A 16,377-nucleotide genomic window follows, 5' to 3' on the forward strand; every position below is an offset into this window, starting at 1 on the left:
TTTTTCCTTCTCTCCTTTCCTATACAAGAACAAAAATGGCCGCATCAGCGGCCATTTTTGTTCTTATGCGCTTATATCATACATTTTGGTTGTCTTAACGCCCCGCCCGCGCCTTGCCATACTGAAACACAACTAAGGCGGCGGCAAAAATCAGGACGTAGCCAACCAGACTGACCTGATCCGGCAGGTCCCCCCAGACCAGATAGCTCCAGATCCCCGCGAAGATCACGTTGGTATTGGAGTAGATGGACAATTCTCCCGCCGGAGCACAGCTGTAAGCAATGGTGGTCACCAGATGCCCAATCAATGTACAGACGCCGCTGAGCAGCAGCACCGTGACCTGGAAAGCCGTCATGGGCACAAAATCCAGCAGCACTCCAGGCAGCATGGCCACTACCACCGCGGTAGAAAAGAACCACACCACACGGCTGGAATTCTCGCCCCGCTCCCCCAGCGCCCGCACCGCCACATAGGATGCCCCGGTGGTGACCCCGCCCAGAAAACCCATGAGTGCGGGCAAGACCTCCGTGGTGGCAAAACCCGGTTTGACGATCAGGAGGCTGCCGAAAAACGCCGCCGCCATACAGGCAATATGTACCGCCGTCATCTCCTCTTTCAGGAACATCCAGCAGAACAGGATCACAAAGAAGGGATACAATTTGTTGAGGATCGTGGCGTCCGCCAGATTCATGTGTCCGATGGCGTAGTAGTGACACAGCACCGCCGCCACGCCCAACAGGGCCCGCACCAGCATCAGCCCGGAATTGCCCTTCTGCCAGCGAAAGGAGACATGTCCCCGGCACATCATAACGGTGGTCCCAATGGCAGAGACCGCATAGCTGAACAGGCCCTTCTGCCCCGACGGGAGCGCCCCGGCCAGCTTCACAAACAGGTTGGAGCTGGAGAAGCAGAGTGCCGCGATGATGATATACAGGATGCCTTTTTGTTTCTTCGTCATAAATGGTATGCCTTCTTTTCCGCGCGCATTTTATAAATGGCAAATGGCCCCCGCGGACAGCGGGGGCCAAAGCGCACCATTCATCGATTAGACATTGGCCTTGCGGGACTTGACCATCCGGACCACGCTCTGAATGGCGGGGACCACAACGGTCAAAACGATGAGGATCAGCAGCACCAGGCTGGCGGGACGCTGGAGGTAGTACAGCATCACCGGGGTATTCTTGGCCATCAGGATGGCGTTCTTGAAACCGGACTCACCGGTAGCCTCCAGCAGCATACCCAGAATAATGGGAGCGGTCGGGAGGTTGACCTTTTTGCACAGGTAGCCGATCAACCCGAATACCAGCATCATGTAGACGTCGGAGATGCGGTTGTTGATGGCGTAAGAGCCGATGGTGGACAGGACCACAATGACCGGGACCAGCACCGCGTCGGACACCTTGGTGATCTTGATGACCTGGCGACAGATCAGCATACCGATCAGACCCATCAGAATATTGGCGGCGATAAAGCCGATGATGATGGTGTAGGTGGTGGTGACGTTCTTGGTGAACATGGACTGGCCGGGGGTCAGGCCGTGCATGATCAGGGCACCCAGCAGAACAGCTGCCACGGTGGAGCCGGGGATGCCCAGAGTGATCAGGGGGATGATGGAGCCGCCGGTAACAGCGTTGTTGGCAGTCTCAGAGGCGCAGATGGCTTCCACAGCGCCCTTGCCGAACTCCTCGGGATGCTTGGAGGCCTTTTTGGCCTGGCTGTAAGCAAACCAGGCGCCGATGTCGCCGCCAGCACCGGGCAGGATTCCCACGATGATACCAATGATACCAGACCGGATGAAATTAGGCAAGTGCTGGATCATCTCTTTGCCGGTAGGGAGGAATTTGCCGTGGAGGGCGGATTCGTCCACCGTCCGGTGTTCGCCGCGCTTGAAGGCCAGGTGCTGCTCGCACAGGACCATGGCCTGGGAGAGGTTGCCCGCGCTGCGGGCCATGCCCATCAGTCCGCAGTCCAGAATGGCGGCGCCGTTTTCATAGGCGGCGATGGCGTTGGCGGCGGAGAGGCCCAGGTTGTTATGACAGTGGAAGGCCACGGGGATGGACACAGCGGCGGTGAGCTTCCGGGTATACTCGGCTACCTGGTCGGGCAGCATGGTGCCCGCCGAATCCATGATGGTGATCTGGTCCAGGCCGGCAGCCTCCAGTTTTTTCCCTTCCTCCGCCAGCTGATCCGGGGTCAGCAGATAGGCCTTCATCAGGGAGTAAAATGCCTTCAGTCCTCCGGCCTTGATGTCCCGGATGGCCTGGAGGGAGATGTCGGCGTCGCCGGCGTCCGCGCCCACCCGCAGGAAAGACAGGCCGCTCTCTTTGGCCAGAGCCACATTCTTCTCCCGGTAGCGCTTGGCGTTGAGGAACATGCCCAGCTCCGAACCCCGGTCCAGATACTTCTTGGCGATGTCCAGATAGGTCTGGTCGGTCTCGGCGGCGGTGAAGCCGGCCACTTCATAGGCGCCGATGCCGCCGGCGTTGCCGAACTCGATGATGGGCACATGACAGGCTGTCAGGCCGTCCAGTACCATGTCTGTGATCTCGGCGGAAAAACCTTTTCCCACCACATTTGCACCGTCGCGCAAGGTGCAGTCCATTAATGTAACCATAGTTGCCTCCTGAAATATTGAACTTCTTGCTTGTAGCATAGCAAAAAGTTGTCCCAGTCTCAACCAGTTATTTTATCAGTTTTTAACAGCTTTTAAGTTGTGATATAGCGTGAGGTATGCTATACTGACTGTACATAGCGGAGGAGGCGGTCAGGGATGGAACTAAACTCTTTTTCTATCTTTTTGATGGTCGCGGAAGAAATGAATTTCACGCGGGCTGCGGAACGTCTGTACATCACCCAGCAGAGCCTTTCCGGACATATCAAACGGCTGGAGTCTCATTACAATGTCAGGCTGTTCCAGCGACGGCCCGTTTTGAAGCTGACTCCCGCCGGAGAGGCCATGGTATTTTGTGCCCAGCGTATCCTGGAAGCGGAACAGGCCATGACCTCCCGTTTTGCGGACCTGAACCAGCAGGCCGCCGGAATTTTGCATCTGGGCATCTCTCCACAGCGCAGCAGTGCCTTCTTCCCCGGGATCTGGAGCCGCTACCATGCAGAGTATGGCAATATCTCTGTTCGTCTGCACAACAGGCTCACCAATCAGCTGCTGGAGGAGCTCCAGTCCGGACGGATCGACATGATGGTGGGGATCGACATCCCGGAACTGGCGAATCTGGTGGTCGTCCCCCTGGCTCATGAGCAGCTGCGCTGTATCATCCATGAAGCTGTCCTAAAAGACTATTTTCCCACCTGCTGGCAGGACATGCTGCAGCGTTACGCCCAAGAGGGCGTGGATCTGATCGAATTAAAAGAGCTTCCTCTTATCCTGCTGTCCTCTACGAACCGGCTGCGTCAGCCTATCGACCAACTGTTTCGCAAACATAACGCCATTCCCCACATCTCATTGGAGAGCTCGTCCCACGGACTGCTCTTCCAGTTGGGGTGCCAAGGAAACGGTATCGCGCTTGTCAATCCCCTGAGTATATATGAGCAGATGCGCTTGCAGGGCCCGCTCCCTCCCCGGTGCCACACGTTTGTCGTCCGCAACCTCCCCCAGAACTCCGTATCCCTCGCCTACCGCAAGGATATTGAGCTGCCCCAATATGCCATGGGCATGGTGGACGCAATTGTGGAGGAGTTTGACTATTACACCAAGTTTTTAGAGCGGTTTACCTTTGCCGTAAAATAGCATCACCCTGGGGCAACGAGGACACCCAGCAGCTCATTGACATTCTGGGCCGCTACCAGGTCAAAGCTACGTTTTTCGTGGTGGGAGACTGGGTGGACAAATACCCGGAATCTGTCAAGGCCCTACATGACGCGGGCCACGAGGTCATGAACCACTCCAATACCCACGCCCACTATCCCCAACTATCCTCCAGCCAGGTGGTAGCCGACCTGAACGCCTGCAACGATAAGATCGAGGCTGTCACCGGCATCCGCCCCACCTTAGTCCGCTTTCCTTACGGAGACTACGATGACAATTCCATCAGCGCCGCCCGCTCCATCGGCATGGACCCCATCCAGTGGGATGTGGATTCCCTGGACTGGAAGGACCTCTCCGCCGGAGAGATCACCAAACGGGTGACCTCCAAGGTCTGCCCCGGCTCCATCGTCCTCTTTCACAACGCCGCCAAGCACACCCCGGAGGCGCTGCCCAGCATTATCGAGTGTCTGCTGAAGGATGGCTATACCTTTGTCCCCATCTCCCAGATCATCCTGCCCCAGCCCTACACCATTGACCACACCGGGCGGCAGTGCCCACAGGCCCAGGATAAGGTATCCGGGTGATTGGGATCAAAAATCTCGTTGCAAGTCACGACCGTTACCAGATCCTCGGTATCACTCGGATTGATGCTGTTGTAGGAAGATACGGGAGAATGAATGTAAACTGTACCCTGCAGAATGGACACTCATAGTTTAGGGGTGCCCTGATCTTCGGACAGGAAGATTGAGATGACGCCCTTAACGGTGGACACTTCTGCGGGAAAGATTTGTGTGGTAAGATGTATCCATGAAGAGGACAGAAAAGTGGACTCCAAGAATTGAAATTCGCACAATACCAGAAATTAACGGCAGACCCGATAAGTTGGGTCTGCCGTGTTTTTATGGACGCAAGCTTATGGAACGCTGGTATTGTAAACTTTAAGAGGCGCCTGCACATTCATCAATGCTTTTCTTCAACTGGGGGAATCGGCGGGACTGAGTGAACAGCCACATGATATTTACGCAGCCCAGTACGAGTGTGACCGGAATCGTTGACAGCACTCCGGAAAACTCAATGAGCAGACCACCGGCGAAATTAGCCAGCACTGTCCCGAGTAAACTGCTCAACGCCAATCCGAGGGAAATGGCTGTATTTTTGATTTGATAAGGGACCAGTCGGGACAAGCATTCTACACTGGCGGTAAAGTAGATGGAAAATCCGATGGATTGTATGATTTGTCCTGCCGCGAAAAAAGCTGTTCCGAAGGGCAGCGACAGCCAACAGAACACAGGTCGGACAAAATTGATGGCCAAACAAATCAGCAAAAGCCGATCCAGGGGGCATCTGCGAATCCAGCGATAGCCAAACAGAGGGATAATGATCTCCGCATAGCCGCCCAGCCCAGTCACGATACCGAACGCGGATGTGTCTCCGCCCACCGCCCGGACCAAAAGGGCCAGATAGCTGCCGATCATACGATGGGTCAACCAATGAAGCAGCATGAGAATAACTGCGAAGCGAAAACCATGGTCGGCACAGATGATACGCAGAGATGCAGACAGAGACAAGGTTCCAAAGTCCCGTGTCCGGTTGTGCATGGATATCTCGGGCAGCCAGTGAAGGATGAGGATGAGCAGCAGACAAAAAACGATTTGAACTTGAAAAATAGGCCGTACCCCGTGCTGCTGGACGAGTCTGCCCATGATCAGGGATGTGAAGCCATACGCCAAGGAACCCCATGCTCTCACCAGTGGATAGTTTAACTTCGGGGTGTCTTCTTTAGCGGCCAGTACCCATACATCCAATAGAGACATCATGGGAACGGTCACGCCGGCTACCACTGTCAGCACCAGCAGCAGGACTGTTCGGCGGCTAAGTACGCTGGGGAGTAGCACGGTGCCGGCCAGTGTGACCGTTACTGCGATTTGAAGACAGCGGCGGATAGAAAGCACGGAATCGGTCAAATAACCCATCAACGGCTGGGTGAGAATGCTGATCAGATATGTTAAAGTGCCGGCAACGCCACAGAAAATGGGGGAATACCCTGCCATAGTCAAGTAAGTGACCATAAAGCTGAGGAACAGACAGTAGATGCCATAGTATACCCCGTAGGCACAGCCAAAGCAAACGGTCTGTCGCCTGAGAGATGGGTCGTTGACCCGTTCTTTCGGGCGATGTTCTTTAGACGTAAAGCTCAAATTTATCACCCACGATCAACTGCAATGAGCGATGACACGGTTTCCTGTTTGCGTCGTAGGAAACACAGGCGATGGAGATCAGCGGATAGCCCTTGGGTATAGAGAGGTATTTGGCTTGCTCATAGGTGGCGTAGACAAGCTTCAGCGTCTTTGTGCTGGTGCTGGTGAAGTGGATGTCATACTTCTCCGAAAGCAACTCGATCAGAGAAGCGTTATTCAGGTCCTCTTCGATCAGGAAGGAAAAACTTTCCGGAAAACGGGAAAACTCAATGGCTACAGGGGTGCTGTCCGCGTATCGGATACGCTCCAGAACAATCACCTTTGAATCGGGGCAGATCCCCAGTTCTTTGATATCGGAATCCGTGGCGTCTTCGATCACCGATTTAATGGTGCGGGCACCGGGCGTCAGTCCGGTGGCTTGACAAATGTCGGAAAAGCTGGAGTTGTGAGAGATGTCTCGTCGCAGGGAATGGTCTGTGACAAAGGTTCCCTTTCCCTGATGCCGGACCAGAAGTCCCTCCTGCTCCAGCTCTTTCAGTGCCTTTCGTACTGTGATGCGGCTAACGGAGAAATTCTGAGCCAGTTCATTTTCCGTCGGGATTTTTTGCCCCTTGGCATAGATACCGGCACTGATATTTTCCAAAAGCTGATTCTTCAATTGCAGGTAAAGAGGCTCGGCCGTGCCGTTGGTAAGCATATCTCGTCACTCCTTCAATTGGGAAATGCCAAATAACTAATCCATTGTATTATATATCGAACTTTTCCGGCGTGTAAAGACAAATAGTACATTTTACTCCGAACACATTTTTGCCAGAAAAATATTGAAAAAACAAAAAATATAGGGGCATTTTTAGTTGAATCTCAACGAAAATATAGATAATAACAAAATTTTTAAACTAAAAATTTGATATTTCACACAAAATGAGCGAAAAGAAGTTTCACCGCTGAAAAGGAAAAAATGGTTGACATGGTACTAAAGAGTATGTTATATTTACCTCACAAGATAATACAAATAATACATTTAGGAAATATGATACGAGGGTGAAAAGCAGTATGTGGACAGAAGAATTATTTCATGTAAAAAAACCGGTGATCGCTCTGCTGCACCTGAGGGCACTCCCTGGAGATCCGTTGTATGACTGCGCAGAAGGAATGCAGGGAGTGATCAATATTGCAAGAAGAGAACTTCATGCCCTTCAGGATGGGGGAGTGGACGGCATTCTCTTTGCCAACGAGTTCAGCCTCCCTTACCAGCCTCAGGTCGATTATGTTACCGTGGCAGCCATGGGCCGTATCATTGGGGAACTGCGCGGTGAGATTAAGGTCCCTTACGGTGTAAATATCGCGTCCAACCCCCTGGCGGCTATTGATTTGGCGGTAGCGACGGATGCCTTGTTTGTGCGTGCGGCCTTCACTGGAGCCTATCTCAGTGAAGGAGGGATCATCAATACCGACGTAGCCAAGGCGGTGCGCCGTCGGATGCAGCTCAACGGTACCCACATCAAAATGTTATATAAGGTAAATCCGGAATCTGACGTATATCTGGCCGAGCGAAACCTGCAAAAGATCACCAAGTCCATTATCTTCCACTGTTTTCCGGACGGGCTGTGTGTCTCAGGCTCCAGCGCCGGAACGGAAACAGATGACGGAATCCTTAAGGATGTCAAGGCTGTTGCGGGCGAGGTGCCTGTGTTCTGCAACACCGGCTGTACAGCCCAGAATATCAAGCAGAAGATGGATACGGTGGACGGTGTATGTGTGGGAACCGCCTTTAAGAAAGACGGTAAATTCCAAAATCAGGTGGACCCCAAGCGGGTCGTAGATTTTATGGACATTGTACGGGCCTACCGGGAAACACTCTGACCCTGTGTCCTGCCGCTTTCGGGGAAGGAGAGTACAATGAGTCACCCGAAATACTTTATGGGAATCGATGTTGGCACATCAGAGACCAAAGGCCTGGTCATAGACGAGAATTGCCGTATTTTGTGTCAAGCCAGCGCTAAGCACGGCATGGAGCACCCCAAGCCCGGCTATTATGAGCACGATGCCGAGGAAGTATGGTGGCACGATGTATGCCAGGTCGCGCGGGAGCTGCTGGAAAAAACGCAGATTCCGCCTGAGCGGATCAAGGCTCTTGGGACCAGTACTCTGGGTTCTGATTGTCTCCCGGTGGACAAAAACTGCCGTCCCCTGCGCAAGGCTATTTTGTACGGCATTGACGCCAGGGCTCAGGCTGAGATCCAGTGGCTGACGGACTACTATGGTCCAGACAGAGTACAAGAATTGTTCGGACGGCCCATCTGCTCCGGAGATGTAGCGGCCAAAATTCTGTGGATCAAAAACCATGAACCGGATGTCTATGAAAAGACGTATAAATTCCTGACAGGATCTTCTTATTTGGTGGCTAAGCTCACGGGGGAATATGTCGTAGACCAATTCCTGGGACAAGCCTCCTTCCGGCCCCTCTATCGGGAAGACGGAAGCATACGAACTGAGGAATGCTCCCTGTATTGCCGGCCCGATCAACTGGCCCAGGCCAAACCGGTCCATGCCATTGCCGGGTACATCACGCCGCAAGCGGCTCTTGAAACCGGGCTGTGTCCCGGTACTCCGGTCATTACCGGCACGGGGGATTCCTCCGCGGAGGCCATCAGTACCGGTGTTTTGGGAGCCGGGGATATGATGCTCCAGTTCGGCTCCACGCTTTTCCTCTACTATTGTTCCCAAGTCCCCGTTAAGGACGATCGAGTGCGTGGAAACAATTTCCTGATACCTGGCACATTCAGTTTGGCGGGTGGGACCAACACTTGCGGCACACTGACCCAATGGTATCGGGATGTGCTCTTTCCGGATTATCTGGAGCAGGAACGGCAGGGTGGGGAAAGCGCCTTTGCTAGAATGCCGATTGGGATCGAAGATATCCCGCCCGGATGCGGCGGACTGATCACGCTGCCCTATTTTGAAGGGGAGCGGACCCCTATCAATGATCCCAATGCCAGAGGCATGATTTTCGGTCTAAATCTCTCTCACACCCGCAAACACCTGTATCGGTCGGCGTTGGAAGCTGTGGGCTTCTCCGTGCGGCAGCACCTGGAAGTGCTTTCCGATCATCATCTTCCGCTGAACAAGCTGATGGCTGTGGGTGGCGGGACCAAGAACCCGGTGTGGATGCAGATCGTAGCTGACATTATTGGTCAGCCCGTTCAGGTGGCCGCTGTCTCTGTGGGCGCGGCTTACGGAGACGCGCTGATGGCAGCCTTGGGGGTGGGGCGGTTTCAGGACTTCTCCCAGTTGGGACAGGTCATTTCCACTGCCCGCACCTACGTTCCGGATATGGAAAAGCATCTGCAATATGAGCCTTATTATCAAATGTATTGTCAGCTTTATGAGCAGAACAAGCAGCTGATGCACCAGCTTCACAGATAACAGAAGAATCCCCAACCCGCAGAACTGTACGAGGAGGCTTTGCCATGGAAGAACCGTATATCCCCGGTGGAATGCTAGGTCGGGTCTGGCGTGTGTACGACATGGGCATTCAGATCATTACAACCATTGGCGCGTTGTCGTCTGTCGTATTTTTGGGAGCCATGTTCATCAATGTGGTCCTGCGCTATGTATTCAGCTGTCCTGTTTTCTGGTTCGATGAAATGATCGTTGCCCTGCTGGTATGGTACTCCGCACTGGGTACTGTGGTATGTTACTGGACAAATGAGCACGCGGTAATCAATTTCTTTCTGAAATATTTTAACCGTTCATGCAAGGTTTTCCTGATGTTTATGCCTCATGTCCTGGTGGCCGCGACTTCTTTTGTGTTTGTGGCAGGCGGAATCAAACTGTTTGGTCTTCAATTAAACCAGCTGCCTCAGGGCGGCCTCCCTTTCTCCCGGGCTTATTACTATGCGCTGCCCATGATCGTGATGGGGGTGCTGCTGACGCTGTGTGCCATTTACCGTATCGTGGAGTACATCAAGACGCCCAAGGACGTATTTCTCCAACGATTCCAGACGCTCCAGGACGAGGGAGGGATGATCATTGAGTGAGTTGTTGGTGTGGGTCTATTTTGTACTGTTCATTGCTCTGATTCTGTTGGAAGTCCCCATCGGAACAGCAATGGTCCTGTCGAGTCTCCTCTACATCGTACAAAACGCCCAGAGCTTTGTAATGTTTGCGCAGAAAACAGCGACCTCCTTTTCCAGCTATTCTCTGCTTGCGGTCCCCGCCTTTGTCTTTGTAGGCTGCGCCATGAATGAGATTGGGTTCAGCGACCGCATATTCGGTTTTGCGGAAAAAGGGTTGGGTCATATCCCAGGCGGCTTGGGTCACGCCAACGTGCTGGCCAGCATGATCTTTGCAGGCATGTCCGGATCTGCCATGGCGGATGCCGGCGGCCTGGGCGCCATTGAGATCAAAGCCATGAACGACGCCGGCTATGACACCGGCTTTTCCGTGGCAATTACTGCAGCCTCTTCCGGCATCGGTCCCATCATTCCGCCCAGCATCAATCTGGTGGTCTGGGGCTTCCTGGCCAGCGTTTCCACTGTGGAGTTATTCATGGCCGGCCTGCTTCCCGGTATCCTGATGGGTCTTTGCCTGATGGCATACATCTACATCGCGGTCACACGCTTCCATGTGGCGGCTCCGCTCACCCCGCGGGCGAGCTTTAAGGAATTCCTGCATGCGTTGTGGCGCGGCTTGCCCGCCCTGGGCGCTCCCGCCATTTTGCTGGGTGGCATCAGCTCCGGTATCTTTACCTCTACGGAGACCGGCGCCGTGGCCTGTGTCTACATCATCATTCTGGGCCTGTGCTATAAGCGTCTGACTTGGAAAAAAATGTTAAATATTCTGAAGGGCACGATGTCTACTACGGCCATGACCATGTGGCTGTGCGCTACCGGGTCTGTGTTCAACTGGATGATCATCAACAGCGGTCTTACCACCACATTGTCCAACATGATGCTGAGTATCCCCAGTAAAGTCGCGGTGCTGCTGCTTCTGAATCTGCTGCTGCTGTTTATGGGCTGCTTTATGGGTTCTCTGCCGGTGCTCATCATGATGGCGCCCGTGTTGCTCAATGTAGCGGATGCCTTCTCCATGAGCTATATCACCATGGGTGTTATGGCGGTTTTGAATCTGACGATCGGGCTGATTACTCCGCCTATGGCCCCGGCCCTGTTTGTGGCTGCCAAGACGGCGAACGTGCCCTTTGAACAGGCTTTGAAACACGTGCTGCCTATGATCGTGCCCCTTGTAGTGGCATTGCTGATGGTGACCTTTATCCCACCGGTCACCCTGCTCCTGCCCAGTCTGATGGGCTGATCCCGCTCCGAATTGGCCCGGCGCGGAGGGCCAATGAAGAAAATAGAAAAACAATGTAGGAGGAATTAAACATGAAAAAGCTAGTCTCTCTGTCTCTCGCCATTGTCATGCTGCTGACGGTTTTTGCCGGATGCAGCAAGCCTGCCGAGCAGAAACCTGCCTCTTCGGGCGCCTCGAGCAGCGCTCCCGCTTCAAGTGAACCCGCCCCCAGCACTCCTGCCCATGATGAGATCCTCATCAAGCTGGGCGCTTCCTCCGCCCCCACTGAGCCCACCGGAAAGGCTGGCCAGATGTTTACCGATCTGGTCAATGAGCGTCTGGCCGGCAGCGTGAAGGTGGAATTCTATCCCGGCGAGCAGCTGGGCGCCGCCATGGAAGAAGTTGAAAATATGCAGGTCGACCTTCAGCAAGGCGCTATGTTCTCCTTCGACAACTACACCAGCATTGCTAAGGACCTGAACATCATGTCCATGGCCTTCTCCTTTGACAGCATCGAGCATGTCTATGCGTTCCTGGAGTCTGACCTGGCCGACAACGCCTTCCAGACCCTGGAGGATTCCGGAATCCACATCGTCACTTACAAGATGCAGAAGAACCCCCGCGCCATCTTCGGCAAGAAGCCTCTGGAAACTGTTGAAGATCTGAAGGGCGTGAAGTTCCGCGTGCCTAACATCGACATCTGGCAGAAGAACTTCAACACCATGGGCGCTGTTCCCACCATCGTTGCCTGGTCCGATTACACCATGGCCATGATGCAGGGCGTTGTGGACGCCGGTGAGTGCTCCTATGAGTCCATCGTCGCTCTGGACCTGCATAAGTATGCTCCTTACATCTCTCTCGTAGACTACGCTTACCCCCTGGAGAGCCTTGCCATCAACACCGCCACCTGGAACAAGCTGACTGCCGAGGAGCAGAAGGTGATCGAGGAGTGCGCTGCTGAGGCAGCTGAGTGGTTCACTCAGTACGTCAAGGAGCAGTGGGAAGTGGACAAGCAGACCATTATCGATGATGGCGGCACCTTCGTGGAGTTTGACAAGCAGTCCTTCATCGACGCGATGGCTCCTCTGGCCGACCAACTGGAGGCCGAAGGCTACTGGGCTACTCCCGGCCTGTATGATTCCATCCAGGCTCTGCCCCACTAATGACTGTTTTCAAGCAATGTAAAGAAAATACTGCATACAGATTGGATACGGTCTCCGTATCCAATCTGTATGCAGAGCAAAAGGAGTGACAAATCGTGAGTTACATGATTGGCGTGGATGTGGGAGGAACCTTTACCGACTTCTCTCTGTTTGACACCCAGACCGGCGCGCTGACCCACTATAAACGCAGTTCCACGCCTGAGGATCCCTCGAAAGCCATTATGGGCGGTATCCAAGAGATCCTGGCAGAACAACAGATTGATCCGAAGGACGTGTCTTATCTGGCTCACGGGACCACTGTGGCCACGAATGCCCTGATCGAGAAAAAGGGCGCCCGGATGGGGCTGATCACCACCGAGGGGTTCAAGGACCTGATGGAGATTGGTTGGCAGCGTCGTCCTTCGCTCTATGATCTGCGTCGTCCCAAACCGGAGAATCTGATTCCCGCTGGCATGAAGCAGGAGGTCAAAGAGCGCATCCTCCATGATGGCAGTGTGCTTACGCCTCTGGACGAGGACAGCGTGCGAAACGCCGTGCGGTATCTGAAAGCCATGGGGGCACAGACCATCGCCGTTTGTACGCTGTTTTCCTTCCTCAATCCGGCCCACGAGGATCGCATCAAAGAGATCATTGACGAAGAATATCCCGGTGTGTATGTCTCAGCGTCCCATGATCTGGTAGCGGAGTTTCGTGAATACTCCCGCATGAGCACCACAATGCTCAATGCCTACCTGGGCCCCGTCATGAAGGAGTATGTCCACAATTTTGAACGTTCTGTTCAGGAAACCGGCATACAGGTCGCTCCTTACGTCACTCAGTCCAACGGTTCTATTATTTCTATCGCGGAAACAGTGGACTGCCCCATTAAAACCGCGGTTTCCGGTCCCTCCGCCGGCGTCATCGGCGCGATTTATATCGGAAAACAGTGCGGTCTGGATAAGATCATAACCTTTGATATGGGCGGTACCAGCATTGACGTCAGCCTGATTGAAAATGGAAAGGCTCAGTTGTCCAATGATCGCACCGTCGAGGGTTATCCTGCCCGCATCCCCATGATCGATATCGTTACGGTGGGTGCCGGCGGTGGTTCCATTGCCAGGATCGACGAGGGCGGCGCCCTGAAAGTAGGTCCCCGCAGCGCCGGCGCTACTCCGGGTCCCGCTTGTTATATGCGCGGCGGCGAACTGCCCTGCGTCACGGACGCAAATATTCTTTTGGGTAAGCTGAATTCCGAGAAAATTCTGGGCGGTAAAATGGATGTGGATATTTCGCTGGCTGAGAAAGCAATCCGCACCCATATCTGTGAGAAGTCCGACCTGGATCTCCACCGGGCTGCCGCTGGCATCATTTCCGTCGTAAATTCCAACATGGTGCGCGCCATCCGGGTGGTCAGCGTGGAGCGCGGATATGATCCCCGGGAGTTTACCTTGATGGCCTTTGGAGGAGCGGGACCCCTCCACGCCTGTGAAGTGGCCCGGGACATGGGAATCCGCCAGGTCCTGATGCCTCCGTCCCCCGGAACGCTGTGTTCCCTGGGACTGCTGATGGCTGATACCAAGTTCGATTTGAGCTGTTCCAACCTGACCCCGGCCCAACCGGATTCTTTGGAAAAGGCCCAGAAGATCTTCCAGGATCTGCTGGCCGAAGGCAATGCGCTGCTGGATAAAGAACACGTGGCGCAGGATAAACGCCAGTATACTTATACTGTGGATTGTCGCTATATGCGGCAGAATTATGAGATACCCATTCAAATCACAATGCCCTTTGACAAAGCGTCTATGGACAATATGATTGAGCAGTTCAATCAGGAGCATGAGCATGCCTATGGCTACTGCAACCGGGAGATGCCGGTGCAGATGGTCAACTTCCGTATCAGTGCCATCGGTGTGATGGAGAAACCCAATTTGGCGGCGGTGACACTGCAGCCCGACGCCAAACTGCCGCAGCCCATGGAGGTTCGCAAAGTCCTCTTTGACCGGGAGGAAGCGTTTGTTGATACGAATGTATACCGCCGGAGTGACTTGAAAGCGGGCGTTACCATTCAGGGCCCCGCCATCCTGGAACAGATGGATTCCACATGCGTCATTCCGCCGCAGTGGCAGGCATACACCGACGCGTATCACAACATTATTGCCACGTATCAGGGGGGTGACGAGGAGTGAATCGGAAAACAGATGCGGTCATGCTGGAAATCGTAGGCAATCTGCTCCTGTCCATTGCGGAAGAAATGGGCGTCGCCATTATCAAGAGCGCCTACTCGAACAACATTAAGGAACGTCGAGACATCTCCACCGCCATGTTTGACCCGGAGGGCAACATGGTGGCCCAGGCTGAGCATGTGCCGATGCACCTGGGATCTCTGCTGGGAATTATCGGAGAAGTATTCAAAAAATTCCCCAAAGAGGAAATACACCCTGGAGACATGTTTATTGGCAACGACCCCTATAACGGGGGTGGAACACACCTCAACGATATTACCATCGCCGCGCCTATCTTTGCGCCGGACGGGCAGCTGATCGGCTGGGCCGCCAATTTGGCGCACCATAGCGATATCGGCGGTAAGGAGCCAGGGTCCACCTGCGGCGATGCCATAAACATCTTCCAAGAGGGGTTGAAGATCCCTCTGGTACGGGTGTGCAGCCAGGGAAAGACCTTAGATGATATCGTCGATTTCGTTCTGTGCAACTCCCGTATCCCCGGAGAGCGCTATGGCGACCTTCAGGCACAGATCGCGGCCAACCGCGTGGGCGCCCGCCGCCTGCTGGATGCCTATGAGCGGTATGGACAGCTGCTGGTGGATTGTATGCACGAACTGCAAAATTACGCCGAGCGACGCCTGAGAGCCGGTATCCAGAAGCTGCCCGACGGGGAGTACAGCTTTGTGGACTACATGGATGATGCCGGTGTGGCGTCTCCCGATCCCGTGAAGATCTGTGTCAAGATCACCATCAAGGGTGACGATCTCCATGTGGACTTTGCCGGGACTCAGGGGCAGGTGGCTGGCCCCATCAACATTACCAGAAACGGTATGTTGGCCGCTGTGTTCTACTCGCTGAAAGCTCTCATCGACCCCGAGTCCCCCTCCAACGCCGGAATTTACCGTGCGTTTACAGTGGATGCCGAACCCGGGATGATCCTGAACGCCAAGAACCCCGCCGCCGTGGGTGAGCGTATTGATACTGCCATGCGGATTGCCGACGTTGTATTTGGAGCGCTGGCCCCTGCCGCCGGCCTGCGCGCCATGGCTGGCAGCAACGGAAGCTGTACTACTGCATTGTTCAGCGGCGCGGACCCCAAAGATCCGGAGCGCTACCACGTTTATATGGAAACCATTGCCGGCGGAGCTGGCGCCCATCGGGATATGGACGGTCAGAACGGCGTGCAGGTCCATATGACCAACACCTCCAATCTGCCGGTGGAAGCCTTGGAGATGGAATTCCCGCTGATCATCGTCAGAAAGTACGGTTTGCGGCCTGACAGCGGCGGACCGGGCATGTTCCGGGGCGGACAAGGAATCGAGCGGGTCTATGAGGCCGTGGAGAACAATGTAATCTATACCGGACTGGGCGATCGCCAGCGTTTTGAGCCTTGGGGACTGGAGGGCGGTCAGAACGGCGCGGGCGGCTGCTACTATCTGACCCGGGCCGGCCAGACTGAGTCGGAAAGACTGACCTCCAAATGTACCGGTCTGGTCATCAATCGAGGAGATGTGGTGTGCGTTCGTACACCGGGCGCTGGTGGCTGGGGTAACGCCAAACTCCGTGCGCCGGAAAAGGTGCTGGAAGATGTTCTGGAGAAAAAGGTCTCTGTGGAGGCTGCCGAGCGGTGTTACGGCGTGGCTCTCAAGGGAGAGGACGGCTTCTGGACGATTGATGAAGAAAAAACGAAGCAGCTGCGCATGGAGAAGTAAAATCTATCCAGCCTGATAAAAAATCAAAGTAAACAATGGCCTCCTGAT

General features: G+C 54.4%; 13 protein-coding genes. 9 read left to right on the top strand and 4 right to left on the bottom strand.

Translation table 11 applies throughout. The annotated features are described in order from the left end of the window. Positions 1-94: 94 nt before the first annotated feature. Both I6E42_RS05365 and I6E42_RS05370 read right to left on the bottom strand, forming a co-directional pair. Positions 95-958, bottom strand: a complete 864-nt coding sequence (locus I6E42_RS05365; protein ID WP_235370905.1) for a DMT family transporter — start codon at positions 956-958, stop codon at positions 95-97. A gap of 87 nt (positions 959-1,045) precedes the next feature. Further along, on the bottom strand, positions 1,046-2,614 hold the full coding sequence (locus I6E42_RS05370; RefSeq protein ID WP_235370906.1) for a tripartite tricarboxylate transporter permease: 1,569 nt from the start codon (positions 2,612-2,614) through the stop codon (positions 1,046-1,048). Positions 2,615-2,770: 156 nt separating this feature from the next. On the opposite strand from I6E42_RS05370, the gene I6E42_RS05375 reads away from it, so the two are divergent. Together I6E42_RS05375 and I6E42_RS05380 are read left to right on the top strand one after the other, a co-directional pair. Continuing rightward, positions 2,771-3,745 carry a LysR family transcriptional regulator gene (locus I6E42_RS05375; RefSeq protein WP_268841891.1) on the top strand — a complete coding sequence of 325 codons (975 nt, stop codon included), beginning with the start codon at positions 2,771-2,773 and terminating at the stop codon, positions 3,743-3,745. After that, positions 3,742-4,347, top strand: a complete 606-nt coding sequence (locus I6E42_RS05380) for a polysaccharide deacetylase family protein (protein WP_328284082.1) — start codon at positions 3,742-3,744, stop codon at positions 4,345-4,347. Before I6E42_RS05375 ends, I6E42_RS05380 begins: the two co-directional genes overlap by 4 nt. Before the next feature lie 354 nt (positions 4,348-4,701). Here the strand turns inward: I6E42_RS05380 and I6E42_RS05385 are convergent, their stop codons facing one another. Further along, positions 4,702-5,961 (bottom strand): MFS transporter, encoded by a 1,260-nt coding sequence (locus tag I6E42_RS05385; protein ID WP_235370908.1) that lies wholly within the window; start codon positions 5,959-5,961, stop codon positions 4,702-4,704. Further along, complete coding sequence (locus tag I6E42_RS05390; RefSeq protein WP_328284081.1) at positions 5,945-6,658, bottom strand: GntR family transcriptional regulator; 714 nt, start codon at positions 6,656-6,658, stop codon at positions 5,945-5,947. The genes I6E42_RS05385 and I6E42_RS05390 overlap by 17 nt, the downstream gene beginning before the upstream one ends. 356 nt (positions 6,659-7,014) lie before the next feature. On the opposite strand from I6E42_RS05390, the gene I6E42_RS05400 reads away from it, so the two are divergent. The 7 genes from I6E42_RS05400 to I6E42_RS05430 all read left to right on the top strand — a co-directional run bounded on the left by I6E42_RS05400 (position 7,015) and on the right by I6E42_RS05430 (position 16,329). Then, a complete protein-coding gene (locus tag I6E42_RS05400) occupies positions 7,015-7,824 on the top strand; it encodes a BtpA/SgcQ family protein (RefSeq protein ID WP_235370909.1) in 810 nt (269 codons plus the stop codon). Between the two features lie 36 nt (positions 7,825-7,860). Beyond that, positions 7,861-9,387, top strand: coding sequence for an FGGY-family carbohydrate kinase (locus tag I6E42_RS05405; protein ID WP_235370910.1), 1,527 nt, complete (start codon positions 7,861-7,863; stop codon positions 9,385-9,387). A gap of 44 nt (positions 9,388-9,431) precedes the next feature. Next, positions 9,432-10,001, top strand: a complete 570-nt coding sequence (locus tag I6E42_RS05410; protein WP_235370911.1) for a TRAP transporter small permease — start codon at positions 9,432-9,434, stop codon at positions 9,999-10,001. Beyond that, the gene (locus I6E42_RS05415; RefSeq protein WP_235370912.1) at positions 9,994-11,277 is read left to right on the top strand and encodes a TRAP transporter large permease; all 1,284 of its coding nucleotides are present in this window, start codon (positions 9,994-9,996) and stop codon (positions 11,275-11,277) included. The genes I6E42_RS05410 and I6E42_RS05415 overlap by 8 nt, the downstream gene beginning before the upstream one ends. 71 nt (positions 11,278-11,348) lie before the next feature. Continuing rightward, positions 11,349-12,419 carry a TRAP transporter substrate-binding protein gene (locus I6E42_RS05420; RefSeq protein WP_235370913.1) on the top strand — a complete coding sequence of 357 codons (1,071 nt, stop codon included), beginning with the start codon at positions 11,349-11,351 and terminating at the stop codon, positions 12,417-12,419. Positions 12,420-12,523: 104 nt separating this feature from the next. After that, on the top strand, positions 12,524-14,581 hold the full coding sequence (locus tag I6E42_RS05425) for a hydantoinase/oxoprolinase family protein (protein ID WP_235370966.1): 2,058 nt from the start codon (positions 12,524-12,526) through the stop codon (positions 14,579-14,581). After that, positions 14,578-16,329: a hydantoinase B/oxoprolinase family protein gene (locus I6E42_RS05430; RefSeq protein WP_235370914.1), complete on the top strand. Its 1,752-nt coding sequence runs from the start codon at positions 14,578-14,580 to the stop codon at positions 16,327-16,329. Before I6E42_RS05425 ends, I6E42_RS05430 begins: the two co-directional genes overlap by 4 nt. Positions 16,330-16,377: the final 48 nt, after the last annotated feature.

Source organism: Pseudoflavonifractor phocaeensis, from assembly GCF_021531815.1.
In the GTDB taxonomy this organism is placed as follows: domain Bacteria; phylum Bacillota; class Clostridia; order Oscillospirales; family Oscillospiraceae; genus Lawsonibacter; species Lawsonibacter phocaeensis_A.